The 26,110-nt window shown below is 50.9% G+C and carries 23 protein-coding genes; 11 read left to right on the plus strand and 12 right to left on the minus strand.

Annotated elements, in window-relative coordinates; genetic code table 11:
* Positions 1-7: 7 nt before the first annotated feature.
* Genes ABD07_RS04710 through ABD07_RS04720 form a run of 3 tightly spaced genes read left to right on the plus strand, consistent with a single transcriptional unit; the run spans position 8 to position 2,504 of the window.
* Positions 8-415, plus strand: coding sequence for a response regulator (locus tag ABD07_RS04710; protein ID WP_240142411.1), 408 nt, complete (start codon positions 8-10; stop codon positions 413-415).
* Positions 416-421: 6 nt separating this feature from the next.
* Positions 422-1,879, plus strand: a complete 1,458-nt coding sequence (locus ABD07_RS04715) for a hybrid sensor histidine kinase/response regulator (protein ID WP_160817342.1) — start codon at positions 422-424, stop codon at positions 1,877-1,879.
* Complete coding sequence (locus ABD07_RS04720; RefSeq protein WP_108697265.1) at positions 1,872-2,504, plus strand: response regulator; 633 nt, start codon at positions 1,872-1,874, stop codon at positions 2,502-2,504. Before ABD07_RS04715 ends, ABD07_RS04720 begins: the two co-directional genes overlap by 8 nt.
* Before the next feature lie 17 nt (positions 2,505-2,521).
* Here the strand turns inward: ABD07_RS04720 and ABD07_RS04725 are convergent, their stop codons facing one another.
* Genes ABD07_RS04725 through ABD07_RS04745 form a run of 5 tightly spaced genes read right to left on the minus strand, consistent with a single transcriptional unit; the run spans position 2,522 to position 6,343 of the window.
* Complete coding sequence (locus ABD07_RS04725; RefSeq protein WP_240142412.1) at positions 2,522-3,184, minus strand: alpha/beta hydrolase; 663 nt, start codon at positions 3,182-3,184, stop codon at positions 2,522-2,524.
* A gap of 6 nt (positions 3,185-3,190) precedes the next feature.
* A complete protein-coding gene (locus ABD07_RS04730; RefSeq protein ID WP_160817343.1) occupies positions 3,191-3,499 on the minus strand; it encodes a (2Fe-2S) ferredoxin domain-containing protein in 309 nt (102 codons plus the stop codon).
* A 36-nt stretch (positions 3,500-3,535) separates the two neighbouring features.
* Complete coding sequence (locus ABD07_RS04735) at positions 3,536-4,648, minus strand: ABC transporter substrate-binding protein (protein WP_160817344.1); 1,113 nt, start codon at positions 4,646-4,648, stop codon at positions 3,536-3,538.
* A 5-nt stretch (positions 4,649-4,653) separates the two neighbouring features.
* The gene (locus ABD07_RS04740) at positions 4,654-5,442 is read right to left on the minus strand and encodes an ABC transporter permease (RefSeq protein WP_160817345.1); all 789 of its coding nucleotides are present in this window, start codon (positions 5,440-5,442) and stop codon (positions 4,654-4,656) included.
* A 4-nt stretch (positions 5,443-5,446) separates the two neighbouring features.
* Positions 5,447-6,343, minus strand: coding sequence for an ABC transporter permease (locus ABD07_RS04745; RefSeq protein WP_160817346.1), 897 nt, complete (start codon positions 6,341-6,343; stop codon positions 5,447-5,449).
* Between the two features lie 232 nt (positions 6,344-6,575).
* Between ABD07_RS04745 and ABD07_RS04750 the strand changes: the two genes are divergently transcribed.
* The gene (locus ABD07_RS04750) at positions 6,576-7,151 is read left to right on the plus strand and encodes a class I SAM-dependent methyltransferase (RefSeq protein WP_160817347.1); all 576 of its coding nucleotides are present in this window, start codon (positions 6,576-6,578) and stop codon (positions 7,149-7,151) included.
* Positions 7,152-7,225: 74 nt separating this feature from the next.
* Here ABD07_RS04750 and ABD07_RS04755 read toward each other — a convergent pair whose 3' ends face one another.
* The 7 genes from ABD07_RS04755 to gatC all read right to left on the minus strand — a co-directional run bounded on the left by ABD07_RS04755 (position 7,226) and on the right by gatC (position 15,381).
* Positions 7,226-8,311, minus strand: a complete 1,086-nt coding sequence (locus ABD07_RS04755) for an ABC transporter ATP-binding protein (protein WP_160817348.1) — start codon at positions 8,309-8,311, stop codon at positions 7,226-7,228.
* 153 nt (positions 8,312-8,464) lie between these two features.
* The gene (locus tag ABD07_RS04760) at positions 8,465-9,454 is read right to left on the minus strand and encodes a fatty acid desaturase family protein (RefSeq protein WP_160817349.1); all 990 of its coding nucleotides are present in this window, start codon (positions 9,452-9,454) and stop codon (positions 8,465-8,467) included.
* Positions 9,455-9,662: 208 nt separating this feature from the next.
* Positions 9,663-11,177, minus strand: coding sequence for a ubiquinone biosynthesis regulatory protein kinase UbiB (gene ubiB / locus ABD07_RS04765; RefSeq protein WP_160817350.1), 1,515 nt, complete (start codon positions 11,175-11,177; stop codon positions 9,663-9,665).
* Positions 11,178-11,270: 93 nt separating this feature from the next.
* Positions 11,271-11,858, minus strand: a complete 588-nt coding sequence (locus tag ABD07_RS04770) for a ubiquinone biosynthesis accessory factor UbiJ (protein WP_160817351.1) — start codon at positions 11,856-11,858, stop codon at positions 11,271-11,273.
* Positions 11,859-12,061: 203 nt separating this feature from the next.
* Entirely contained in the window at positions 12,062-13,501 is a 1,440-nt protein-coding gene (gatB, locus tag ABD07_RS04775; RefSeq protein WP_160817352.1) for an Asp-tRNA(Asn)/Glu-tRNA(Gln) amidotransferase subunit GatB, read from the minus strand.
* Between the two features lie 46 nt (positions 13,502-13,547).
* The gene (gene gatA / locus ABD07_RS04780; protein WP_160817353.1) at positions 13,548-14,996 is read right to left on the minus strand and encodes an Asp-tRNA(Asn)/Glu-tRNA(Gln) amidotransferase subunit GatA; all 1,449 of its coding nucleotides are present in this window, start codon (positions 14,994-14,996) and stop codon (positions 13,548-13,550) included.
* Positions 14,997-15,093: 97 nt separating this feature from the next.
* On the minus strand, positions 15,094-15,381 hold the full coding sequence (gene gatC, locus ABD07_RS04785; RefSeq protein ID WP_090317486.1) for an Asp-tRNA(Asn)/Glu-tRNA(Gln) amidotransferase subunit GatC: 288 nt from the start codon (positions 15,379-15,381) through the stop codon (positions 15,094-15,096).
* Between the two features lie 129 nt (positions 15,382-15,510).
* Here gatC and ABD07_RS04790 point away from each other — a divergent pair, with 129 nt between their 5' ends.
* The 7 genes from ABD07_RS04790 (at position 15,511) to ABD07_RS04820 (ending at position 26,095) form a co-directional block, all read left to right on the plus strand.
* Positions 15,511-16,569, plus strand: coding sequence for a rod shape-determining protein (locus ABD07_RS04790; RefSeq protein ID WP_090317483.1), 1,059 nt, complete (start codon positions 15,511-15,513; stop codon positions 16,567-16,569).
* Positions 16,570-16,647: 78 nt separating this feature from the next.
* The gene (mreC, locus tag ABD07_RS04795) at positions 16,648-17,538 is read left to right on the plus strand and encodes a rod shape-determining protein MreC (RefSeq protein ID WP_108697283.1); all 891 of its coding nucleotides are present in this window, start codon (positions 16,648-16,650) and stop codon (positions 17,536-17,538) included.
* Entirely contained in the window at positions 17,495-18,070 is a 576-nt protein-coding gene (mreD, locus tag ABD07_RS04800; protein WP_240142413.1) for a rod shape-determining protein MreD, read from the plus strand. Before mreC ends, mreD begins: the two co-directional genes overlap by 44 nt.
* The gene (gene mrdA / locus ABD07_RS04805) at positions 18,067-19,992 is read left to right on the plus strand and encodes a penicillin-binding protein 2 (RefSeq protein WP_160817354.1); all 1,926 of its coding nucleotides are present in this window, start codon (positions 18,067-18,069) and stop codon (positions 19,990-19,992) included. Before mreD ends, mrdA begins: the two co-directional genes overlap by 4 nt.
* Positions 19,993-20,054: 62 nt before the next feature.
* Positions 20,055-21,155: a rod shape-determining protein RodA gene (gene rodA, locus ABD07_RS04810; RefSeq protein ID WP_160817355.1), complete on the plus strand. Its 1,101-nt coding sequence runs from the start codon at positions 20,055-20,057 to the stop codon at positions 21,153-21,155.
* Positions 21,152-22,126: a septal ring lytic transglycosylase RlpA family protein gene (locus tag ABD07_RS04815; protein ID WP_160817356.1), complete on the plus strand. Its 975-nt coding sequence runs from the start codon at positions 21,152-21,154 to the stop codon at positions 22,124-22,126. The genes rodA and ABD07_RS04815 overlap by 4 nt, the downstream gene beginning before the upstream one ends.
* A gap of 687 nt (positions 22,127-22,813) precedes the next feature.
* Positions 22,814-26,095 (plus strand): PAS domain S-box protein, encoded by a 3,282-nt coding sequence (locus ABD07_RS04820; RefSeq protein WP_160817357.1) that lies wholly within the window; start codon positions 22,814-22,816, stop codon positions 26,093-26,095.
* Positions 26,096-26,110: the final 15 nt, after the last annotated feature.

Below are 26,110 nucleotides of genomic sequence, written 5' to 3' on the forward strand. Positions count from 1 at the left end.
GATCCTGATGATCGATGATAACCCGACCGATGTGTTATTGATCAAAGAAGCGTTTGCGTTCTGTGAAGGAAATTGTGAGGTGTATGTCGCTGAAGATGGCGTTTATGCGCTGGAGTTTCTAAGGCGGCAAGGCGAATTTCTACATGCGCCGCGTCCGGACATCATCCTGCTGGATTTGAATATGCCGAGAAAGAGCGGATTGGAAGTGTTAACCGAACTGAAATCAGACCCCGATTTCAAGAGAATTCCTGTCATCGTTTATACCTCTTCCGTGACAAAAGAAGATATCAAAGCGGCGTACAACCATCATGCAAATAGTTATATCAGAAAATCGGTGGATTTTGACGACTGTATAAAAACTGCGAAATCGATCAAGGACTTCTGGTTTACTTCTTCAGTTTTATCAGAGCCTTGATTGATCATGACTTCATCTAAAATTCATATTTTGCTGATTGAAGATAATGAAACGGATGCCATCCTGGTGCAAAGTGATTTGCAGCTCGCGATGGGCGATCAGATTACCGTGGTACATACCGAACGCCTGAGTTCCGCGCTCGAATTAATCCGCAAGCAGCCGTTTGATTTAATTTTGTCCGATCTGACATTACCGGATAGCGATGGGATTACGACAATCAATCAGCTGCGTGAAAGCGCCGCGAGTATTCCCATTGCGGTTCTGTCATTTAGAAACGATGAAAAACTGGCGATCAAAGCGATCAAAGCCGGTGCGCAGGATTATCTGGTGAAAGGCAGTCTGACCGAAGGGGTTCTGGCCCGTGTCATCCGCTATTCGATCGAACGGAAGCGCTTGGAAGAGGGGAGCAGAAAAGCGCAAAAGCGGTTCCAGACCGTGTTTGAGAAAGCGCCGCTGGGAGTTGCCCTAATCAACTTGCAGACTGGAAAATACTATGATGTCAATCCAATGTATGCCTGCATTGCAGGCCGCAGCGTAGACGATCTTCTCCACCTCAATCAATCGGACATTATCCACCCGGACGATGTGCTGTCTTACCGGAAGGAGATTGAGCTGTTCATTCATCATCAATCTCACGATAGCAAAATAGTCAAAAGAGTGTTGCGGCCGGATATGTCCATTATCTGGATCGAAATGTCCTTGGTGCCGTTTGAATCCATGGATGGCCAGGAAATCTGTTATCTGTGCATGATTGAAGACATTACGGAACGTAAACGGATGATCGAGAATCTGCGGCATTTAACAACGCATCTGCAGGATGTCCGGGAAGAGGAAAGAACCCGGATCGGCCGGGAAATACACGATGTCCTGGGCGGCACGTTGACCGTTCTGAAAATGGATCTGGATTGGCTGTCAAAAAAAATCACGGTCGATCCCATGCATGAGCGGGTCAAGTCGTTGTATGCCTTAACCGGCGAAGCCATTGAGACTGCACGCCGGGTGTCAGTCAATTTGCGGCCTAATGTACTGGATAATCTCGGGCTGTACGGCGCCATCGAGTGGCTGGTGCGTGAATTCGAACAGCGTACTAATATAAAATGCTACTTGGAATCCGTCATATCGGCCATATCTTGTAATAACAAGAACTTTGAAACCAGTATTTTTAGAATTATTCAGGAAATATTTATCAATATCACCCGGCATTCGCGCGCCACGAGAGTGGATATCGAACTCATTGAAGACGATACGGATATTGTGATTACCATTAGAGATAATGGTGTTGGCATTACGGAATCCCAACTATTGAATCCCGAGTCATTTGGAATTATAGGCATGAAAGAGAGAACACAACAGTTTGGCGGTACGCTGGAAATAGATGGCACTCCCCTTAGGGGCAGTGTCGTAACACTCAAAATACCGCTGACCATTGCGGTAACCAATGTCGGGGAATTAATCCATGATTAAAGTTCTGATCGCGGACGATCATGCGCTATTTCGTGATGGGCTCAAAAGAATATTTAATGAAACGGACGATATCGATGTCGTTGCGGAAGCCATAGACGGTAAGGATATTCTAAAGAAAACACGGGAATTCGACTGGGACATTGCGCTGCTGGATATTAACCTGCCCGATATCAACGGTCTGGATATCCTGAAAAGAATTTTAACGACCAACGCGTCGTCATGTGTTTTGGTGCTCAGTATGTATCCGGAAGAGGAATATGCAATCCGCGCGATCCGTTCCGGAGCCTCTGGGTATCTAACCAAAGACAGTCCGACCGATCAGCTGATTACGGTGATTCGCCGTTTGGCCAAAGGCGGTAAATACGTCAATCCTGAACTGGCGGAAAAGCTGCTGTTTAATCCGGTGATGGAATCGGATAAATTAACCCATACGACCTTCTCGGACCGTGAATTTCATGTGTTTAAACTGATCGTTGCCGGAGAATCGTTGACATCGATCGCCAATAAACTGTCGCTCAGTGTCAAAACGGTCAGCACCTACCGCTCGCGCATTCTGGAAAAAATGAACATGAAGAACAATGCGCAGCTGGTGCGGTACGCGATACAGCATAAGCTGGTGGAATAAAAAGTCCGTTCCCGGTGCTACAGCCGGTGAGAGAAGTAGTTGCGTATCAGTTGTTTCAGTATCACCAGCTTGCCATGAAAGAAATGCTCGGCGCCCGGTATGAACACAATGGGCTGCGACGCAGGTTCCGCCCATGTCAGCACCGTTTCAGGTAATACGATATCGTCCTTGTCCCCTTGCACGATCAAAGCGCATTGCGTTGTTTCAGGCACTGGCGGTGCTTGCAGATTCACCACCGAGGGTGCGACCAGAATCAGAAACTCCGGAGCCAGCCGCTCGGCAACGTGCAGTTGAATCGCTCCGCCGAATGAAAATCCCGCCAGCAGCAGCGGAATATCCGCTACCTGATGACTGAATTGATCACGGATTGTCTGTGTGACCGCCACTACATCGTCGATCTCACCGTTGCCATGATCGAACTGACCTTCGCTCAGACCGACTCCCCGGAAGTTGAATTTAGCGGTGAGGAATCCAAGTTCCAGCAAGGTCGTGAATAAAGTATGCACCACTTTGTTGTCCATGGCTCCGCCGTGCAGCGGGTGCGGATGCGCGATGACGGCAAGGCCCTTGGGGATGGATTGGGGTTCGCCCAGAACGGTTTCGAGTTTACCCGCGGGGCCATCGATAAAAAATTTTTGCGTAACCGGCGCCAAGTCATCGGCCTCAATGTGTGTCAGCAAGGTGGATCAGATTTTCAGCCGCTCGACGATATTACCTTTGATCAGGTGTTCGTCGATGATTTCATCGATGTCGTCTTTATCGATGTAGGTATACCAAGTCTCTTCCGGGTAAATGACAATCACCGGCCCTTCGTCGCAACGATCCAGACAACCGGCGTTGTTGATGCGGACTTTTTTCTGGCTGCTCAGCTTCAGCGATTTAATGCGTTGCTTGGCATAATCGCGCAGTTCCTGCGCACAGAAATTATTGCAACATTTCGCGCCGCCTTCGCGCTGGTTGGTGCAGAAAAAAACGTGATATTGGTAATAACTCATGAGTGGTCCAAAAAAAGAATTTGAAATAGCGTAAGTTTAACGCAATTTTATTTCCGTCCACATGCGGCTGAGCACCCGGCGTTGTTTATGATTCAAATCCGTGATCATCTCCAGCCGCGGCAACGTTTCCTCATCCGGAAAGATCACGTTATTGCGCACTAATTCGGGTCGAATAAATGGTTTCGCCGCCACGTTTGGATTGCCCGATCCGATCAGATTGGTCAGCTCCGCCGAGTTTCTCCCGTCGAGCATAAAATTGATAAACTGATGCGCCAGATCCGGGTGCTTTCCGCTCTTATGCAGCACCATGCTGTCCAGCGACATGACCGCGCCTTGCTTGGGAATGGCGTAATCGATGGTGAAGTGACGCCCGGTTTTCTGCGCATCCAGCGCTGCTTGAAATAAATCGTTGGAATAACCGTGCACCACCCACAAATCGCCGATGGCAATTTCGCGGATGTAACTGGTATTACTGAACGCAGCCCAATAAGGCTTGGCGCGGATGATCAGTTCCTTGGCCTGATTCCAATGCGCTTCATCTTGATCATCCGCGGCATAACCCAGGTATAACAACGCAGCCGCCATCAACTCGCGCGGACTATCCAGCACGGTCACGCGCCCTTTGATTTTCTTCAGGTATTCCGGTTCGAAGATAACTGCCCAGGTATCCACCGGCAACCCCAGTTCGCGCATTTTATTGGCATTGAATCCCAGTAATGTCAGCGTGTAAGCATACGGGACAGAATAGCGATTGTCCGGGTCGAAACGCGTTTTCAGATACGCGGGATGAATGTTTTTCAAATTCGGCAGCAATGTGTTATCCAACGGAATCAGAACGCCTTGGCGTATCAAAGTATCCATGGCATTGCCGGTCGGTACGATCAAATCATAGCCGGTTGCGCCAGCGGCCAGTTTTGCGAGCATTTCCTCGTTATCGGAAAAATAATCCTGCTCGACGTGGCAATCGCACATGGTTTCAAAGCGCTCAACCGTTTCCGGCGCGATGTAATTATTCCAGTTGAATAATTGCAGGACGCGCGTAGCCGCTTCATTGCGAGCGGCATCGTTGGATTGCGGCGCGCATCCGGTCGCTAGGACGCAGAATAACGCCACACTCAAGCCAACCCAACGCGGCAACGGATCAAGCATGACGACTAGGATTTACCCAGCATGCTGTTATCGAATCGCGTGGCGATGATAATCAGCGTTAACGTCAGCAACATCAATAAAGTCGAAACGGCGTTTACTTCCGGTGTGACCGCGACTTTGATCATCGTGTAGATTTGAATCGGCAGAATCGGCTCGCCGATGCCTTTGGTGAAGAAGGTGATGACGAAATCGTCGATCGACAGCGTGAACGACATTAAAGCCCCGGCGATGATGGCCGGTCTGATCAGCGGCAGGGTGATTTGCCGGAAAGTCTGCCACGGTGTTGCACCGAGATCGCGTGCCGCTTCAAAAATGGACTCGTCCATTCCCTGTAACCGCGCACGCACGATAATCGCGACAAATCCAATGCTGAAAGTGGTATGGGCAATGATGATCGAAAGCATGCCCAGCGTCAGGTTGAGCACTTGCAGAAAAAACAGCAGCAATGAAACGCCCAGCAGGATTTCCGGCATGGCCACCGGCGTGAATGCCAGAACCGGCAATACTTTCAGTTTGTAACGGTGAATCGCCAGACCGGCCATGGTGCCCAGCACGGTGGCAAGAAAACTGGCGCTGACGGCGATGATCAGCGAATTACGCGCGGCCAGCAGCATTTCATGATTGTGCAATAACGCGTTATACCAATGCAGCGTAAAGCCTACCCACTCGGCATTGAGTTTCGAGTCGTTGAAGGAAAACACAATCACAATGATCAGCGGAATGTACAAAAAGGCATACACCAGAATCGCGACGACCCACAGCGCTGCCGGTTGTTTTGCACGGAAGCTGGGCATGGCTTTATGTAATCCTGGTGAGCGGTTTGGCAAGCCAGGAAAATAATCCGGCGATTCCCAGCACCGCCAGTGTCAGCATGATGGAAAGTGTCGAACCGAACGGCCAATCGCGCGTGCCGAGAAATTGATCCTTGATCAGATTGCCGATCATGATGTCGCCGGTTCCGCCCAGAATATCGGGAATGGCGAACATGCCGAGAACCGGAATAAAAACCAGCGCCGAACCGGAAAATATGCCGGGCAGTGACTGCGGCCAGGTGACATACCAGAAGCGCTGCCAGCCGTTCGCACCTAAATCCTGCGCGGCATCGAGCAGAATCGGATCGTGTTTTTCCAGATTGGTGTACAGCGGCAGGATCATGAACGGTAGGTGGACATAAATCATCCCGATCAGCACCGCGAACGGGGAAAAGAGCAGTGTCACCGGTGCGATGCCGAAAACCGCCAGCACGTTGTTGATCATGTGACTGAGCACCGATTCGGGGCCGAGAATGATCATCCAGGCATAAATGCGGATCAGAAAATTACTGGCAAACGGCAGCACCACCAGCATGATCATCAGATTACGGAATTTCTTCTCGCTGCGGGCGATCAGCAACGCCAGCGGATAAGCCATAGCGATGCAAATGACCGTGGTGAGGGCAGCCACCGTGAACGATTTGAGAAATATCTCGAAGTAGATGAAATCGCTGAAGAAGAATTGATACGTTTCAATCGTCAAACCGGAATCTACGGTTGTATCTCCCGGCAGAACATGAACCGGCGCCAGCCCGCCAAATTCGCCCGGCAGGCGGAAGGAAGTAAAGATCATGATCAAGCTCGGCGCGGCGAAGAATATCAGCAAGAAAGCGAGTGGCGGTGCGCTGATGAGCCATTTGACGAGGCGGCTGGATGTTTGCATATTTTTAGTTTGGCGATTAATCCAGTGGAATGATGCTTGAAGTTTCCGTGTGGTTATTTTACACGAGGGTCATGCAAGAGATTTTTAATTAATTCAGGCATCGATTTGCTGCGCAGCGCAGCGCCGCGGCCGGTACATTTTTTGGTATAAAACGCATTTATTTTTCCCCTATACTTAGACCCCGTGAAAACTGATCAATCAATTGATGTGAATCCCAGCAAAGGACAAGAAAATGCCATTTAGCTATAGTAATCAGCTCAGCACAATCGTTGGTTTCGCTGAGCAGCAGAATCCGGAATCAATTCTCGATATTGGCATTGGAATGGGCCAGTATGGATTTTTGCTGCGCACAAATTTGGAAAATGTAAATCTTTTTGAAATTGACGGTGCAAATGCACGCCAACGCAGCAGAGATCAATGGAAGGTTAGAATCGACGGGATTGAAGGTTTTGCAGGCTATATCACTCCGGTGCACGAGTATTCATATACTAATCTGTACATCGGTGAAGCACTGGAATTGCTGGCGGGGCTGGGAGATAAAATTTACGACTTAGTGCTTGCGATCGATATTCTGGAGCATTTTGAAAAAGAGCAGGGCGCTATTTTTCTAAGAGAATGTCAGCGGGTATGCAAGGGTTCTGTCCTTGTCAGCACACCGAAGGAATTCATTGAACAAGAAGTCCAGGCAAATCCCTTGGAGAATCATCGATCGCATTGGACTGAGGAAGATTTCAGACTGTGTGGTTTCGATTATTTTTTACCGGATTCATTGAGCCTGATCGCGATCGCAAACAGTAAGAGCGAATAATATCGCGGCGGATGCAATCCGGCCTGCGCAGAATCTTGTTTCTTGTGCTTGCAACGAATAAACCCGGGATTGGGTTAATCAGGCAAAAATTGCGCGGATTGTTCTTGCCAGCTGATAACTACGGAATCGCCAATGTCAAAAAGCTTGGCATGACCCGGCACGGAATTGGGAAGCAATGCTTCGATTAACGTGCCGTTGGTCAGTTCGATGATATACGTGGTGACATCGCCGATGTACAGGAAATCCTTTATTTTCCCGAGTAGTTGCGTTTCAGTCGCTGTCGCCGGGGATTGCGCAACGATACGGACTTGTTCCGGCCGCACGGCGAAAACGCCCTGATCGCCCGCTTTGACATCGCCGTTGACCGGCACAATGACTTCACCCAGCCCCGTCACTGTTAGTTTTAAATGCGAGGCGGAAACTTCGATTACCCGGGCGCTCAGCAGATTGATTTTGCCGATGAAATCGGCGACGAAACGGTTCACCGGGAAATTGTAGATACGCGACGGTTCGTCGATCTGTACTATTCTGCCTCGGTTCATCACGGCGATGCGGTGCGATAGCGCCAAGGCTTCGTTCTGGGCGTGCGTGACATAAATGAACGTGACACCGGCGCTGGCCTGCAAATTGATCAGCTCGCGTTGCATATTCTCGCGCAACTTTTCGTCCAGAGCGCCTAATGGCTCATCCAGCAATAATAAGCGCGGCTGATTGATGAGTCCCCTAGCAAAGGCCACGCGTTGTTTTTGTCCACCGGATAATTCATGCGGGTAGCGATCGGCGAATGGCGTCAGCTCCACTTCCGCCAAGGTCTCGGTAACCCGGGTTTTAATTTCCGCCGGTGTTTTGCCCGCCATTTTCAGCGGGAATCCGATATTGCCGGCGACCGTCATGTGCGGGAATAGGGCGTAGCTTTGGAAAACCGTATGAAACGGGCGTTGCTCCGGCGGTAAACCGGCGATGTCTTCTCCGTCCAGCAAAATTTGCCCGCTATCGGGTGCGTCGAATCCCGCGATCATGCGTAACAATGTCGTTTTGCCGCAACCGGATGGGCCCAGCAGCGTAAAGAATTCACCGGCTTCGATGGCGATCCTGATGTTATCGACGGCGGTGAAATTGCCAAACCGCTTGGTCACATTCCTGATTTCGAGCAGTGCCATTACGTTTCCCGGTGAGAAAACCGACACTGTATCAAAGTTTATACCCGTGCTGAATGTATAAATTCAATGGCGGATCGTACTGTTTATATTGATGAAGCAGGGGTCAAACCAGCCAGCATTGCTGTTATTCCTGGTCACACGGACCGGGAATAATTAAGCCGATTCATTATTCAGTGATGTGCCATTGGCAGCAGAGGGTGAATCAGGGGGTGCTGTTGCGGCGTTCCGTTTTTCGTTGCGCGCGCTATTCCGCTTGAGACTTTCCGGTCCATTGATCATCGCGTCCAAGAAAACCGCACAGTAGCTTTGATCGACAATGGCATTCTGGCGGTTAATTTCCGGCAGCATGAGCACATGCAGTTTCTGAAGATTGTACCAAGGCACCGCAGGGTATACATGATGCCCGATGTGATAGTTAATATTGTTCCAGAACCATGAATTCATCGGATTGCTGATAATGGTGCGTGTACCGGCAAGTTGACCGGCGTCCCAGGGGGTTCCATAGTGTTCCGCCACAAAACGGACGCTATTGAAAAATCCAAAGAAAATGAGCGGCCAGAACCAAAGCGCGAAAACCTCAGCTGCGATTCCCTGACTGCTGGCCCATTCAAAAATCATCACGGTAACCACCGCATGCAGCGCTATTTCACTCCAATGCGCGAGTGCTTTTGTGCCCCGTAATTTTTGGATGGGGAAAATAATAACGAACTGGATGGCTGTCAGCAGGACGCCAATGACGGCATAAGCATAAAAGAGAATGTAATCGCCGATCCCTCGCTTACCCATGGTAAAGGCGTCCGGATCTTTAGTGGAACGGTTGAAACGATGATGAAGAAGGTGATCTTCTTTGAATGCGGTGAATGAAATGACCAGCGGTATCATGGTGAAAACGCCGAATACCCAATTCTTCCACTTGGCCTTAAACAGCACGCTGTGTGTGCAATCGTGCATAAAAGTCACGATACCCATCTGCATGTAACCCATCGCCAGATAGCAGAGCCAAACGATGGACCAATGCGGGGCGTGCCAGGCGATGATACCGAGCCCTATCCATATGCCGTAAAACAGAGGAATTTTTAGGTTGGGTTGCCAGCGATGCTGATAGAGTGCTTTCAGCTCGGCTTTATCAATAGAATTTGCCATAGCGATGCAGGGACTGTAACACAGTAATGACCCGGAAACCCTGCATCCGGAAAATAAACTTTCACAGCCGGATTGCAGCATGCGATTTTTTTAATGATGACGGTGAAGCGGAGAAAGCAGGAAGGGCGTGTCGATACAGGGGGAAAGGGTGTGTTCTTAAGTTTACGGTCAGGCTCCGGTGTTTGGAATTTCCGGGTGTGTTTAAACTTTACTGAAATATCTGCCAAGCCAGCAATCCGGCCAGCAGAATCGCGATGAGCGCCAGCAGACGGTTCTGCCGTTTCTCTTCAATGACCAGATCGGTCATTCTTTTTTCCAGTTCGTGATTGCGGTTCTCGGACAGCATCTGATGGACCAGGCGGGGAAATTCCGGCAGGATGACAGCCCAGTTGGGCGCTTCTTTTTGTACCCGGCTGGCGAATCCGCGCAAGCCGATTTGTTCCGACATCCAGTTTTCCAGGAAAGGCTTGGCGGTTTTCCATAGATCCAGATTGGGATCCAGGTCGCGCCCCAGGCCTTCGATATTGAGCAGGGTTTTTTGCAGCAATACCAATTGTGGCTGGATTTCGACGTTGAATTGCCGCGATGCCTGGAATAATTGCAGCAGAACCCGTCCGAACGAAATTTCTTTCAGCGGTTTGTCGAAAATCGGTTCACAGACAGCCCGGATGGCGGACTCGAAATCGTCCACCCGGGTATCCTTAGGCGCCCATCCGGCCTCGACATGCGCTTGCGCAACGCGCGCGTAATCGCGGCGGAAAAACGCCAGGAAGTTTTGCGCCAGATAATTTTTATCTTCATCGCTGAGCGTTCCCATAATGCCGAAGTCGACCGCGATGTAGCGGCCATCCTTGCCGACAAAGATGTTTCCCGGGTGCATATCGGCATGGAAATAACCATCGCGGAATACCTGGGTGAAGAATATTTCCACCCCGACGCGCGCCAGTTGCGGGATATCGGTGCCTTGCGCGATTAATTCGTCGACATGGCTGATCGGAATGCCTTTGACGCGCTCCATCACCATGACGCTGTTGCGGCAGTAGTCCCAATACACTTCGGGCACCAGCAAGAGCGGAGAATCCAGGAAATTGCGGCGTAGCTGGCTGCAATTGGCGGCTTCGCGCATCAAATCCAGCTCGTCGTCCAGATGCCGGGCGAACTCTGAAACGACCTGGCGCAATTTCAGGCGTTTGCCGTCGGCCCACAGCGCTTCAGCCAGCCAGGCGCCGGTGTCCATCAAGGCAATGTCGTGGGCAATCACTTCCGCGAGATTGGGGCGCAATATTTTGACAGCGACTTCGGTGCCGTCATGCAACACCGCCAGATGAACTTGCGCGACCGATGCGCTGGCGATGGGGGTCGAATCAAACTTGAAAAAAACTTCTTCAACCTTCTGGCCGTATTCTTTTTCCAGAATGGTAAATACCAGGTCGGAAGCAAACGGCGGCACCTGATCCTGAAGCTTGGCCAATTCGTCGGCGATATCATGGGGCAATATATCGCGCCGGGTCGACAGCATCTGACCGAATTTCACAAAAATCGGGCCTAATGTCGCCAAAGCCAGCCGCAACCTTACGCCGCGTGGTTTATCCAGATTCCGCCAGAACGTTAATGTCTTGACAATGACGCGCAGGAACCTTAACTGGCTGTGGCTCAGGACAAATTCGTCCAATCCGAATTGGAACGCGACGTATTGAATTTTTAGGAGGCGGAATAGGCGCATGGTTGATGAGAAATCGGTGGTGAGAGAAGCCTGGCGGGGCCGTTAAAACAGCGCCAATGGATTGTTATTCATGTCTGATGATTTTTCAATGTGTTAGATGTTTTGCCGGGTAAGCCGGTTTAATCGTTGTTCCAATTGTCCGGTATCGGACTGCAAGTTTTGCACTTCCTGCGCAAAGTGCTCGATAGCCGCGGGTTTTGTCAGAAAACCGCTTTCCTCGGTCCAATATTCGGCCAGCGCCTGCGACAAGCGGTCAACATTTTCAACCGGCCACCTTATGAGATGCTCGCTTGCTTGCGCAACCCGATGGGCGGGAATATCACCGATCGTTTTGCTCAGATCCTGCTCAAAAATGATACGAAGATCGATTTGCTTGCCAATCGCGATCAATTCATCCGCCAGCGATTGGTCGCCGGTAATGGCGATCGAATCGAATGCGCTTGTTTCCCGTGTCAGCAGCTTGGAGACAATTAACGGTGAAAAAGTAAGCGTCGCGTCCGCGCACATAGCATTGCTGGCTTGTTGCATTTCTCCCGCTGCGTCGATGAGCACACTGAAGTTAACCAACGGCGGCACCCGGATACCGATCGTTTTGCCGGTAAAAGTTTGCAATCGCTCGCATGCCCACCGCTCACTGCGTAAAACATGATTGATGGACGTGGTTACAACGGATGTCAGCATTATATTTAACGTTAGAAGATGTAATAAGCGGAATAAAAGAAAAAGCGCCGGTTATTTAATTCAGCGTTTGATGCCACTGACGCAGCGGTTATTTCTTCCACCCTTACAACAGGCTCTCGAGTATAGCACTATAACCGCTATCCATTATACCGGTCTGCATGTCTTCTCGTAGCGCCTGAAAAAGCTTGATTTTAGATTATGCTTTAGCCGTCCAGCTTTTTCTTCAACATGGCATTTACTTGCGCGGGATTGGCTTTGCCTTGGGTGGCTTTCATGATCTGGCCGACCAGCGAGTTGAAGGCTTTTTCCTTGCCGGCGCGGTAATCGGCGACTTGCTGTGCATTGGCGGCGAGTACCTGATCGACGATTTTTTCGATGGCGCTGTCGTCGGAAATTTGTTTCAGTCCCTTGGCTTCGATGATGGCGTCGGCATTCTTGTCCAGTTCGCCGTTCCATAGGCTCTCGAACACCGTTTTGGCGGCTTTGCCGGAGATTGTGCCGTCGCCGATGCGTTTCAGCAGCGCGGCGAGCTGCGCCGGGTTGATCGGGCAGGCGGTGATGTCGATGCCTTCCTTGTTCAGTTGCGCGCTGATTTCACCCATGATCCAGTTGGCGCATAGTTTGGCTTGTGTTGGCAATTCCCGGATGGCGGCTTCAAAGTAATCCGCCATTTCGCGCGAGCCGGTCAGCACGGCGGCATCATAGGCGGACAATGCGAATTCCGATACATAACGATCGCGCCGCGCTTGCGGCAATTCCGGCAGGGCCGATTTGACCTGCTCGATCCAGCTGGTGGAGATTTCCACGGGCAACAAATCCGGATCGGGGAAGTAGCGGTAATCGTTGGCGTCTTCCTTGCTGCGCATGGTGCGCGTTTCGTCTTTGTTGGCGTCGTACAGCCGGGTTTCCTGGCGGATCGAACCACCGTCTTCGAGGATTTCGATTTGCCGCCGGGCTTCGTAATCGATGGCTTTTTCCAGAAAGCGGAACGAGTTCAAATTCTTGATTTCGCAGCGCGTGCCGAGTTTTTCCGTGCCGCGTGGGCGCACCGAGACATTCGCATCACAGCGGAACGAGCCTTCCTGCATGTTGCCGTCGCAAATACCGATCCAGCGCACCAGTGCGTGCAACGTTTTGGCGTACGCCACGGCTTCGGCGCTGCTGCGCATGTCCGGCTCGGAGACGATTTCCAGCAATGGCGTGCCGGCGCGGTTCAGATCGATGCCGCTCATGCCGTGAAAATCTTCGTGCAATGACTTACCGGCGTCTTCTTCCAAATGCGCGCGCGTCAGGCGGACGATTTTCTCAGCGCCGTCGACTTGAATCGCAATCGTACCGCCTTGCACCACCGGCAATTCGTACTGGCTGATTTGGTAGCCTTTCGGTAAATCGGGGTAAAAATAATTCTTGCGCGCGAAAATCGACGGCGAATTGATTTTTGCGCCGACCGACAGGCCGAATTTGATCGCCCGTTCCACCGCGCCTTTGTTCAGCACCGGCAGCACACCGGGCAGCGCCAGGTCGATCACGCAGGCTTGCGTGTTGGGCGGCGCGCCATAGGCGGTGGAAGCGCCTGAGAAGATTTTGGAGTGCGTTGAAAGTTGCGCATGTACTTCAAGACCGATGACAATTTCCCACTGCATAATAAATTTTCCAGCTAAATAGGTATTTCACAAATGAAGGTTGATTTTAAACGGGCGACCGGCTATGCCAATCGGTGGCCAATTGGTATTGGTGCGCAACGTTGAGCATTTGCGCTTCCTTAAAGTAATTGCCAATGATGTGCAAGCCGATGGGGCGGTTTTTATCGCCAAAACCAACGGGAATCGACATGGCCGGCATGCCGGTCAGGTTGGCCGCGCTGGTGTAGATATCCGACAAGTACATCTGGATCGGATCGCCGCTTTTCTCGCCCAGATTGAAGGCGACCGTCGGCGTCGTCGGACCCATGATGATGTCGCATTGCTGGTAGGCTTCGGCAAAATCCTGCGCGATCAGGCGGCGCAGCTTTTGCGCTTTGATGTAGTAGGCATCGTAGTAACCGTGCGATAACACGTATGTGCCGATCAGAATGCGCCGTTTCACTTCGGGGCCGAAACCTTGCGCGCGCGATTTGCGGTACATGTCGGCCAGATCGCTGTACGATTCGGCGCGATGACCGTAACGCACGCCGTCAAAGCGGGATAAGTTGCTCGATGCTTCGGCGGGGGCCAGCACATAATAAACCGGGATTGCCAGCGGTGCATTCGGCAAGGAAATCTCGACCGTTTGCGCACCCAGTTTGCGGTATTCATCCAGCGCTTTGTCGATTGCGCTGGCAACGTCGTTGCTCATGCCCGCGGCGAAATATTCCTTCGGCAGGCCGATACGCAAGCCTGCTAACGGTTTTTGCAGATCGCGCGCATAATCTTCAACATCGCGTTGCAGACTGGTGGAGTCGCGCGGATCGAAGCCAGTCATGACATTCAGCAACAGCGCCAGGTCTTCCGCCGATTTGGCCATCGGACCGCCTTGATCCAGGCTGGAAGCGAAAGCGATCATGCCGTAGCGCGACACCAGTCCGTAAGTCGGTTTGATTCCCGAAATACCGCACAGCGCGGCGGGCTGGCGGATCGAACCGCCGGTATCGGTGCCGGTCGCTGCCGGGGCCAATCTGGCGGCTACCGCGCAGGCTGCGCCACCTGAGCTGCCGCCGGGTACCGCGGCCTGATCCCAGGGGTTTTTCACCGGGCCGTAATAGGAGGTTTCATTACTCGACCCCATGGCGAATTCGTCCATGTTGGTCTTGCCGATATTTACTGCGCCAGCTTGATTGAAACGCTCGATGACACCGGCGTCGTACGGTGAAACGAAATTCGACAGCATTTTTGAACCGCACGTGGTCAACCAGCCTTTGGCGCAGAAAATGTCTTTTTGCGCAATCGGGATACCGGTTAACGGACCGGCTTGTCCGGCCGCGATCATTTGGTCGGCTGCGCGCGCTTGCGCCAGACTTAGGTCTTCGTTGACGGTGATAAAGGCGTTGTATTCCGGGTTGAGCTGCTTGATGCGTTGCAGGAATTCGCTGGTCAGTTCAGTGCTGGAAATTTTCTTTCCGGCAAGCTGAATCGAGAGCTGTTTAAGGCTGGCGTTAAACATGGATTTACTGATGAGAGAAAAATAAAATGTTGCGTATAATGGCGGTTTTCTAAATTCTATGCTTTCTTTGCTTCAATTCGCTACTGCTGTTCCTGGTTTATTCAATAACTTGTGGAACGAGATAGAGACCCGCTTCGACTTGCGGTGCTATTGATTGATATAATTCGCGTTGGTCGGTTTCAGTAACTTCATCTTCACGCAAACGCTGCACGACACTTTGCGCATGAGACATGGGTTCCACTGTCGATGTATCAACTGCTTGCATGGATTCAATCAAATTGAAAATACCGGACAACTGAGTCAAAGTTTCTTTGGCTTCATTGTCGTCAATTTCGATATACGCAAGATCAGCAATGCGTTTTACGTCGCTAACAGATAAAGTCATTTTAATCGGTAACCTTATATTCAAATAACTATTAGAGTATCATGCCCCGTTTTAACCGGCGTATTATTTTTTGATGGTTTTATTTATTATTCGCTCTCATCATAATTATTAATAACGGATTCTGCCACTATGTTTAATTTCTTGAACAACAATATCCTTGGAAGCTATTTCTCGACAGACATGGCGATTGATCTGGGCACGGCGAATACGCTGATTTATGTCCACGGCCAAGGTATCGTGCTGGATGAACCCTCTGTAGTCGCAATCCGTGAAGAAAGCGGGGCCAACGGCAAAAAAATGATCCAGCAAGTGGGTCTTGCCGCCAAGCAAATGCTGGGCCGCACACCGGGAAACATTACCGCGATCCGTCCGATGAAGGACGGTGTGATTGCCGACTTTACCGTGACCGAGCAGATGCTCAAGATGTTTATCCGCAGAGTGAATCCGCCACGCCTGCTTTCCGCCAATCCGCGCATTGTGATCTGTGTTCCCTACGGCTCCACGCAAGTGGAACGCCGCGCGATTCGTGAAGCGGCTTATGGCGCAGGTGCGCGCAAAGTGGAATTGATCGAGGAACCGATGGCGGCGGCGCTGGGTGCGGATATGCCGGTTGAATCGCCCACCGGTTCGATGGTGGTCGACATCGGTGGCGGCACCACGGAAGTGGGTGTGATCTCGTTGGGTGGTATCGTGTATTCCAATTCGGTGCGTGTCGGTGGAGATAAGTTTGACGAAGCGATCATCAACTATATCCGCCGTAACTATGGCATGCTGATCGGCGAGGTCACCGCGGAAATCATTAAAAAGGAAATCGGCTCGGCTTTCCCCGGTTCGGAAGTGCGCGAAATCGAAGTGAAAGGCCGCAATCTGGCGGAAGGCATACCGCGCAGTTTCACCATTTCCAGTAACGAAATTCTCGAAGCGCTGGCGGAACCGTTGAACAGCATCGTCAGTGCGGTTAAGTCGGCATTGGAACATACGCCGCCGGAACTGGGCTCGGATATCGCCGACAAAGGCATGGTGATGACCGGTGGCGGTGCGTTGTTGCGCGATATTGACCGGTTATTGATGGAAGAAACCGGGTTGTCCGTTATTGTCGCCGATGATCCGTTGACCTGCGTAGTGCGCGGCGCCGGTATCGCGCTGGAGAACATGGACCGGTCCATCGGCATTTTTGCCCGTGACTAATCGATTGGCGGGTTAATTATTTTTATCTCTTTCCTTATATTGGTTGAAAAATAAATCGATACTTGAATACGGGACGTAATGGAAACAGTTCCTCAGTTTTTCAGACATGGCCCTGGCCCGTTCACGCGGCTGTTTGTATTCACCTTATTGTCTTGTTTGCTCATCGCCGAAGATACGCGTCTCAAATATTTCCCGCAATTCCGCCAGACTATCGGGGTGATCATCTTTCCATTGCAGAAAATCGCTTATATTCCCGCCAGCATTTACGATCAAATCGGCGAATTCATCGCTAGTTTCTATTTGCTGGAGGAAAATGAGAAGCTCAGGCGGCTCTATCTGGACAATCGTGAACAACTGCTGAAATTGCACGCCTTGGAAGCCGAGAATGTGCAATTGCGCAAACTGCTGGGCGCGGTGCAGCAAATTGAAACAGCCACAAAAACCAAAGCAGTCCTGGCGGAAATTCTGTACACGCCGCGCGATCCGTTCAGTCATAAGATTACTTTGAATAAAGGCAGTCAGCATCATATCCAGCTGGGTCAAGCGGTGATTGACGATCAAGGCATCGTCGGACAAATCACGCAGTTGTATCCCTGGTCATCGGAAGTCACGCTGCTCACCGATAAGGATCATTCGGTGCCGGTGCAAGTGGTGCGCAACAGTTTACGTTCGGTGGTGTCCGGCACCGGTAGAAACGATGAATTGGAATTGCGCTATTTATCCGTGAACACCGATATTCAACGTGGCGATCTGCTGGTTACCTCCGGAATCGGCGGGGTTTATCCTCCCGGTATTCCTGTTGCGGCGGTGTTAAGAATCGAGCGCGATCCGACCGGTGATTTCGCGCAGATTATCAGCACACCCGTTGCCGGTGTGGACCGGAACCGGCAAGTTTTGATTCTGGCACTGGTGCAACCCGAATCCAATGAATCTCAAGAGACGCCTGCAATTGAACCCGGGAAAAATTAAAGCGGGCCATGCCAACAAGGACCAGTTCATCAGACAGGATGTGTTCGTGCCTGCCAGTAATTGGTTTGTCGCCGCCAGTTTGATTGTTGCATTGATTCTGAATTTCTTGCCGCTAGAGGGCGAATTCCTGTTGTTACGCCCGGACTTTTTAGCGATTACGATCGCGTATTGGAATATTAATTATCCGCACAAAATGGGTATGAGCGTTGCTTTCGGCCTGGGATTGATGATGGATGTCGGCAACGCCGGTATACTGGGGCAGCACGCCTTGGCTTATTGTATCGTGGTCTATCTCACTCTGGTTTTTGGCCGCCGATTGCGGCTGTTTACGCCGGTAAAACAAGCGCCGCAGATTGGTTTGGTGCTGCTGATGATGCAATGGGTCATTGTCTTGGTAGCGCTATCGACGGATTCTTTATTGCCGGATTGGCAATATTATTTAGCTACGGTGGCGGGGGCGCTGCTCTGGGTGCCTGTTTCTTATCTGTTTACGCTGCTGCTGCGGCAAAAACCAGATCCTGATGCGTTATGAAGCAGCATGTTGAACTGAGAAATCATCCGGCCGAATTACATAAATTCCGTCTTCGCCTCAGCATCAGCGCGGGTTTTGTATTGATCCTGTTTTTGATTTTGTATGCGCGTTTCTACTATTTACAGGTTATGCAACAGGAGCACTATCAAACGCTGGCGGAAGCGAACCGGATTTCCATTTCGCCGCTGGTGCCCAACCGCGGGCTGATTTATGACCGCAGCGGCAGGATACTGGCGCAGAATTATTCAGCCTACACGTTGGAAGTCATACCCAGTCAGATCAAGGATCTTGAAGCGACGTTGAATGAATTGGCGGACATTATCGAGATCACACCGACCGACCGCCAGCGTTTCAAAAAATTGCTGAAGGAAAGTAAGCGCTTTAAAAGTTTGCCGGTTCGAAGCCGCTTGACCGATGAGGAAATCGCCACTTTTGCGGTGAACCGTTACCGTTTTCCGGGGGTTGAAATTAAGGCGCGCGTGCTGCGGCAATACCCGGAGAAAGAGATTGTGTCGCATATTGTCGGCTATATCAGCCGCATCAACGATCAGGATCTCGATCAACTGGAAAATAACGGCGAGCTGCATAATTATCGAGGTTCCCAGCACATCGGCAAAATCGGCATCGAACAAAGTTATGAAAAACAATTACACGGCATCACCGGTTTTGAGGAAGTCGAGACCGATGCGGCGGGGCGCTCCATTCGGGTATTGTCACGCACGCCGCCGCTTTCCGGCAGTAATCTGATCCTATCGCTCGATCTCGGGTTACAGGAAGCCGCGGAAAAAGCATTCGGCGACCGCCGCGGCGCCCTGGTTGCGCTGGATCCGAATAACGGTGAAGTGCTCGCATTTGTCAGCAAGCCGGGGTACGACAACAATCTTTTTATCGGCGGTATCGATCAGGAAAACTGGAATCTGCTCAACAAGTCGATTGACCGGCCACTCAACAACCGGGCGCTGCGCGGTGTGTATCCGCCCGGTTCGACATTCAAACCGTTCATGGCGCTGGCGGCGCTGGAACTGGGAAAACGCACGCCGGAATATAGCATGAGCGATCCCGGTTTCTTCTCCCTGCCGGGCGTCGACCGCCGTTACCGCGACTGGAAACCGGGCGGGCATGGCCGGGTCGATTTGCATAAATCGCTGGTTGTTTCATGCGACACCTATTACTACAGTCTCGCCAACGATCTCGGAATCGACAATATCCATAGCTTTATCGGTCAATTCGGTCTGGGCAAAAGAACCGGGATCGATATCGAAGGCGAAGTGGCTGGATTGCTGCCATCGTCGGCCTGGAAGATGAGTCAATATAAACAAAAGTGGTACGCTGGCGATACCATCTCGGTATCCATCGGGCAGGGCTATAATCTGGCCACGCCGCTCCAGCTGGCGTTCGCCACCATGGTCATTGCGAATAACGGCAAAGCGTATGCGCCACGTCTGGTGAAACAGATTCAAAACAGCCAGACCGGGGAAGTGGAGGATATCCCGGCGAAGCTGCTGTACAGCCTGAATCTCAAACCGAAGAATCTGGAAGTGGTCAAGAACGCACTGGTGGATGTGACCCGTCCCGGCGGCACCGCGGCAAAAGCCGGGGCCAATGCGGCGTATACTTTCGCCGGTAAAACCGGCACGTCGCAAGTGATCGCCATCAAGCAAGGGGAGCGCTACAATGAAAAAGCGATCAACGAGCGGCATCGCGATCATGCGATGTTTATCGCTTACGCACCGGCCGAGAATCCTAAGATTGCGCTGGCGGTGCTGGTGGAAAATACCGGAACCGGCGGGTCTACCGCAGCGCCGATAGCCCGGCAAGTGTTCGATTATTTCCTGTTGGGAAAACCATCCGAAGCGGCGATTGCGCAATTGGCCGAACCGGCCGCGGATCATGATCATCATCACCATCATGAACATTTATAGGTAATACAAACCGGCAGGCGATTACGGATGATGCATCCGCCAATATACTGAAACTCTCCAGCATGGACGACATTAAAAAAATCTGGCATTTTCTGACACGCTATATCGATAGTTTTTTATTGATCGGGCTGCTGACATTGATGGCTGTCGGATTGATCGTGCTGTACAGCGCCACCGGGGCGAATATGGCCAGGGTCAGCAATCAAGTGATCAACATGCTGATTGCGCTGGTGATCATGTGGCTGGTTGCGAATATTCCATTGCAGCAGATTATGCGGCTGGCTTTGCCCATGTATATCCTGGGATTGGTTTTACTGGTCGGCGTGGCTTTGTTCGGTGAAATCAACAATGGCGCGAGACGCTGGTTGAACATCGGCGTGACACGCATTCAGCCGTCCGAATTGATGAAAATCGCTATACCGCTGATGATGGCCTGGTATTTCGATAAACATGAGATCACGTTGCGTCTGAAAGACTATATCGGTGCAACGGTGCTGCTATTGTTGCCGGTTTTGCTGATTCTGCGCCAGCCCGATCTTGGCACCGCCATTTTGATTGCCTCGAGCGGTTTTTACGTGCTGTTTCTGGCGGGGTTGTCGTGGCGCATTATTGCCGGATTAATGGTGACGGTGGCGGGCAGTTTGCCGGTATTCTGGACGGTCATGCATGATTACCAGCGGCGGCGCATCATCACGCTGCTTGATCCTTCACAGGACCCACTCGGTGCAGGGTATCACACCATCCAATCGTCCATCGCCATCGGTTCCGGCGGAGTTGTGGGCAAAGGGTGGCAGAACGGCACGCAGACGCAGCTGGATTTTCTGCCGGAACAAAGCACTGATTTTATCTTTGCAGTTTTTTCCGAAGAATTCGGTTTAATGGGGAATACGGTATTGCTGCTGCTGTATTTATTGGTGATCGGCCGGTGCCTGGTGATTACCGCCAATGCCTCGACACAGTTCACGCGCTTGATTGCCGGTTCAATTACACTGACTTTTTGTACTTATATCTTCGTTAACATGGGCATGGTTAGTGGTATCCTTCCGATCGTCGGTGTTCCGCTGCCATTGATCAGCTATGGCGGCACGTCGATGGTGACAATGTTGCTTGGTTTTGGTATTTTGATGAGTATTCAGACACATCCTAAACTTGTAAAGACATGACAAACCTGTATTCAAGATTTCACAAGGCGCATCACTATTTGTCCGGAAGAACCGCGCCGGGCGCTGGAATGGCCTCGGTGATGGTGTTAGCGTTATTGACCGCTTGCAGCACTACACCGCAGTACCCCGGCACTACCGCCTCGAAGCAAAAAAACAAATGGGTTGCGTCCCTACCGGATACCGGCAAGGGCCCCGGTTCAGCCGCCAGAAAAGGCGGAGGATATTATCTGGACGATGGCCCGGAGGATAATCCCCCGGCTGACTTGCATCTGATTCCGGATGCCGTGCCCAAGGCTGAACCGTTGCGGCAGGCCAATATGCAACCCTATGTCGCATTGGGAAAGAATTTCAAACCAATGACGGAATTGAAGTCGTATAAAAAACGCGGAATCGCTTCCTGGTATGGCCGCCGTTATCATGGCAATAATACCGCTTCGGGCGAAGTCTACGATATGTATGCCATGACCGCGGCTCACCCTACCTTGCCCTTGCCCAGTTATGTCCGGGTGACCAATCTGGATAATGGTAAATCCGTGATCGTGCGTTTGAATGACCGCGGGCCGTTTTTGTCCGACCGTTTGATCGATTTGTCGTATACCGCAGCCTATAAATTGGGCATTCTGGCGGGCGGCAGCGGCCGTGTTGAAGTCGAAAGCATCGTGCCGGAAGGTTCCGCCGTATTGGCCAGCAGCGCCAAACCCTCCGCATCGCTGCCCGCAGCCGATAGCGATGCGATGATGAATATGGTTTACCTGCAATTGGGCGCATTTGGCTCATCCGATAACGCGCATAATTTTCTCACGCAAGTCAGGCAGAAGCTTCCGTCGCTCAAGAATGCCGTCAGTATTACAAAAGATAACGGCTTGTATAAAATTCACGCCGGTCCTTATCCCGACCAAACGGTTGCGAAACTGGCAGCCAACACCATCAGCCAGCAACTGGCGATAACACCCGTACTGGTGACCGACTAAGCCGGGGCAAAAAAAATCCCTATTGCAAGCAATAGGGATTAAAGGGCCTCGTCATAAAATCATTCATCGCACAAGCTACGGTCGAATGTAAAAACATCTTCCTCAGTAAAAGTATCACGACAATTTTTACATTCCGGCTTCGATATCTCTATCGATATTGCGATAACTGATTTTAAGTTTAATACCTACTGAGTACCTTTGAAGATGAAAACAGAGAGGAAATATACCCATATATTCAAATTATGCTTGTGACTTTTGTCACATGCGGGTGTAATCTTGATATAAAGATTCATTAACCGGTTAATTTGAAAGTATTTACATCCTGAAATTGGTATATCGGATGATTTACTGTTAAATACCCTCAACGCGGTGTATTTTCAGCGCTGGCCTGCTTTTTGCAGCATTTATGCCGTGCCGCTGAGTATGGTAGCGCTGCTTTGATGCCGGTCACCGGTTTTTGCGGCGAGTGATAGTAGCCGTTAATTCAACCTATTTCTATAGGATATATTCCCTATTTTTTAACAGCCGCATATACGCTATAATTCGCAGGCATTTGTATTTTAGAGAGAAATTTTATCTCTCACTATCCGAAGATTAAGCAGCAGCACGGCTCCGAATTTTTTCTTATTGTAAGTTCATTGCATGAATAGTGATGGTTTTGTTCCGAAGGACCCTTTAGATTGTGATGTGGCAATTCTCGCTTCGATTGTTCTGAGTGAAAAACAATTGAGAGAGTTGTTCGATGATACGAAAGACTTAATTCAGAGCGTTGCACCGGATGGCCGTCTTCTTTTTGTCAATCGCGCCTGGCGCGAAGCGCTCGGTTATACAGCCGGCGAAGTGGCGACATTGACTATCTTCAATGTCGTTCATCCCAATCACCATGCGCAGTGTCAAGCGTTCATTCAGCGGATCATGGCGGGAGAGAATGCCGGATTAATCGAGATCCCCTTTCAGACTAAGGATGGGCAAACCATCATGGTCGAAGGCAATGTCAGCCTGTACGCTACAGATGGCCAGCCGGTTGCGACGCGCGGCATTTTCCGGAATATTACCGAACGCAAAGCGGCCGAAGCGGAAAGTCTGGCATTGAAGCAAAATCTCGAACACACCGTAATTCAGCGGACTGCCGAGCTGCAAGCCAGTGAAAAGCGTTTCCGCAATTTGGTCGCCAGCATACCGGGCGCAGTGTATGAATTTTGTGTCGATGCCGCCGGATGCCGTTCGCTTCCGTTCATGAGTGACGGGATAGAAAATTTAGTTGGACGCACGCCGGCCGACTGCATGGCGGATGTTGAAATTTTGTTTCAAATGATACCCGGCCATGCGGTACCGGCTTTGGAAGAATCCATCCGGGATTCCATGGAAAAGCTAACCCCCTGGTTTTATGAATTTCCCGTGCAAACCCCGATGGGGATGAAATGGTTGTGCGGTTATTCGATACCGCAGCGGGAAACCGATGGCAATACGCGTTGGCACGGTGTATTGGTTGACGCCACCCCGCAGAAACAAATGGAGACCGCATTACGGGAAAATGAGCAGCTTTTCCGCAGTCTGACCGAAGCCGCGTCGGTCGGTATCTTCCGCACCGATGCGGCGGGTAAATGCTTATATGTGAATGAACGCTGGCGCCATATGACCGGCCTGGATGCTGGTGCAGCGGCAGGTCATGGATGGATTGCAGCCATTCATCCGGAAGACCGGGAAAGAGTCATCGCGGCATGGAATGAAGCCGTGCAATTGCAACAGCCGTTCATGTGCGAGTATCGTTTTCAAACTAATAAACAGACAACGGCCTGGATTCTGGGACAGGCGCAGGCGGAACGCGATCAGAATGGTAATGTGCGGGGTTTCGTCGGCACCATCACCGACATTAGCGACCTGAAAATAAAGGAAGCCGAGCTGGCGGAATCGCGCAATCTGCTGAAAACGATTGTCGATACGGTTCCGGCGCGGATTTTCTGGAAGGATGAGCAGTCGTGTTACCTCGGTTGCAATCCTATTTTTGCGCGGGATGCCGGGATGACATCGCCGCAGGAAATTATCGGTAAAGTTGATTACGATCTGAGCTGGACAAAGGAACAAGCGGACCGCTATCGTAATGACGACAAGCGGGTGATCAGTTCGGGAAAATCCATGCTGTATTACGAAGAACCGTTGAATAATGCCGCCGGTGAAAAGCTTTGGATAGAGACTTCCAAGGTGCCGCTGCTCAGTACCCAGCAGGAAATCATCGGCGTGCTCGGAATTTATCAGGATATTTCCAAGCAAAAGCAGGCGAGTGACTCGATGCGCCTGGCGGCGGCGATTTATCAGTCGAGCAATGAAGCCATTATGGTCATGGATGAGAATAACCGGATTATTCAGGTTAATCCGGCCTTCACCCGCATGACCGGCTACGAGATGGCGGATGTACTGGGTAAAGATCCGGCCATGTTCCGCTCAAACCGGCATGATGAAGCCTTTTATCAGGAAATGAAGCGCAAGCTTCTGGATGAAGGCCATTGGCAGGGAGAAATCTGGGATCTGCGCAAGGATGGCTCGATTTATGCCAAATGGCTCAATATCAGTGTGATCCGTCATCCATCCGGGCATGTCCATTATTATGTTTCGCAGTTTTCCGATATCACCGAGAAAAAGAAAAAAGACGAAATCATTCTGTTTCAAGCCAATTACGATCCATTAACCGGATTGCCCAACCGCAATTTGTTTAAGGAGCTGCTGGATCAGGAAATCAAGAAGTCGCAGCGCAGCAAATTACCGTTGTCGTTATTACTGATGGACTTGGATCATTTCAAGGATATCAACGATACGCTGGGGCATGACAAAGGGGATGAACTGCTGAGAGAAGTTGCCTCGCGCATTAAATCCTGCGCCAGCAAAACCGATACCGTTGCGCGTTTGGGCGGGGACGAATTTGCGATTATTCTGTCGAAGTGCGGTGACAATAAGGCGGCGGAAACAATCGCGCAACAGGTTACACAGAAACTGAACAAACCTTTTAAACTCCGTCATAACCGGGCTGATCATTACATTTCCCCCAGTATCGGTATCGTTTTTTATCCGCAAGACGGCGCCGACCGGAAAAGCCTGATGAAGCATGCGGATCAGGCGATGTATGCGGCGAAACTGGAAGGGCGTAACCGTTTTTGCTACTTCACTCCTTCCATGCAGCAAGCGGCGCATGAAAAAATGCTGTTGATGCAAGATTTGCGGCAGGCCATCGTCAAGAATGAACTGCGTGTTTATTATCAACCGATCCTGGAGTTGTCCAGCGAACGCATTGTCAAGGCCGAAGCACTGCTGCGCTGGAATCATTCGAAACGAGGCATGATCAGTCCGGCCATCTTCATCCCGCTGGCGGAGGAGAGTGGTCTCATTCTGGAAATCGGTGAAATGGTATTCCGGGAATCGATCGATCTGATCGATCAATGGCGGAAGAGACTGGGTTATGTTATACAAATCAGCGTGAATATTTCGCCGGTCCAGTTCAAGCACATGAACGATTACCGCTGGCTCGACAGTCTGATCCAGCTGGGATTGCCCGGTGACTGCATCAACGTGGAAATTACCGAAGGCTTGTTGCTAAAGGATTCCACCGTGGTGCAGCAGAATTTGCTGGAACTTCGCAATAATGGCATTGAAGTTTCCATCGATGACTTCGGCACCGGGTTTTCCTCATTGTCTTATCTGAAAAAGTTCGATATCGATTTTCTAAAAATCGATTACTCCTTTGTGCATCAGTTAATGGGCAATGCGACCGATCGCGCGCTGGTGGAGGCTATCATCGTCATGGCGCATAAATTGGATATCAAGACCATCGCGGAAGGGGTTGAAACCGAGGCGCAGCAGGATCTGCTGACGCATTTCGGTTGCGATTATGTGCAGGGCTTTCTTTATTCGGTCGCAGTTCCCCAGCAAGAATTTGAGCAATTATTGATCGATCAGGAAAACCGCAAAAAAGCGTAAGTTGACCGGCAATTC

This window comes from Nitrosomonas oligotropha, assembly GCF_009833085.1.
Classification (GTDB): domain Bacteria; phylum Pseudomonadota; class Gammaproteobacteria; order Burkholderiales; family Nitrosomonadaceae; genus Nitrosomonas; species Nitrosomonas oligotropha.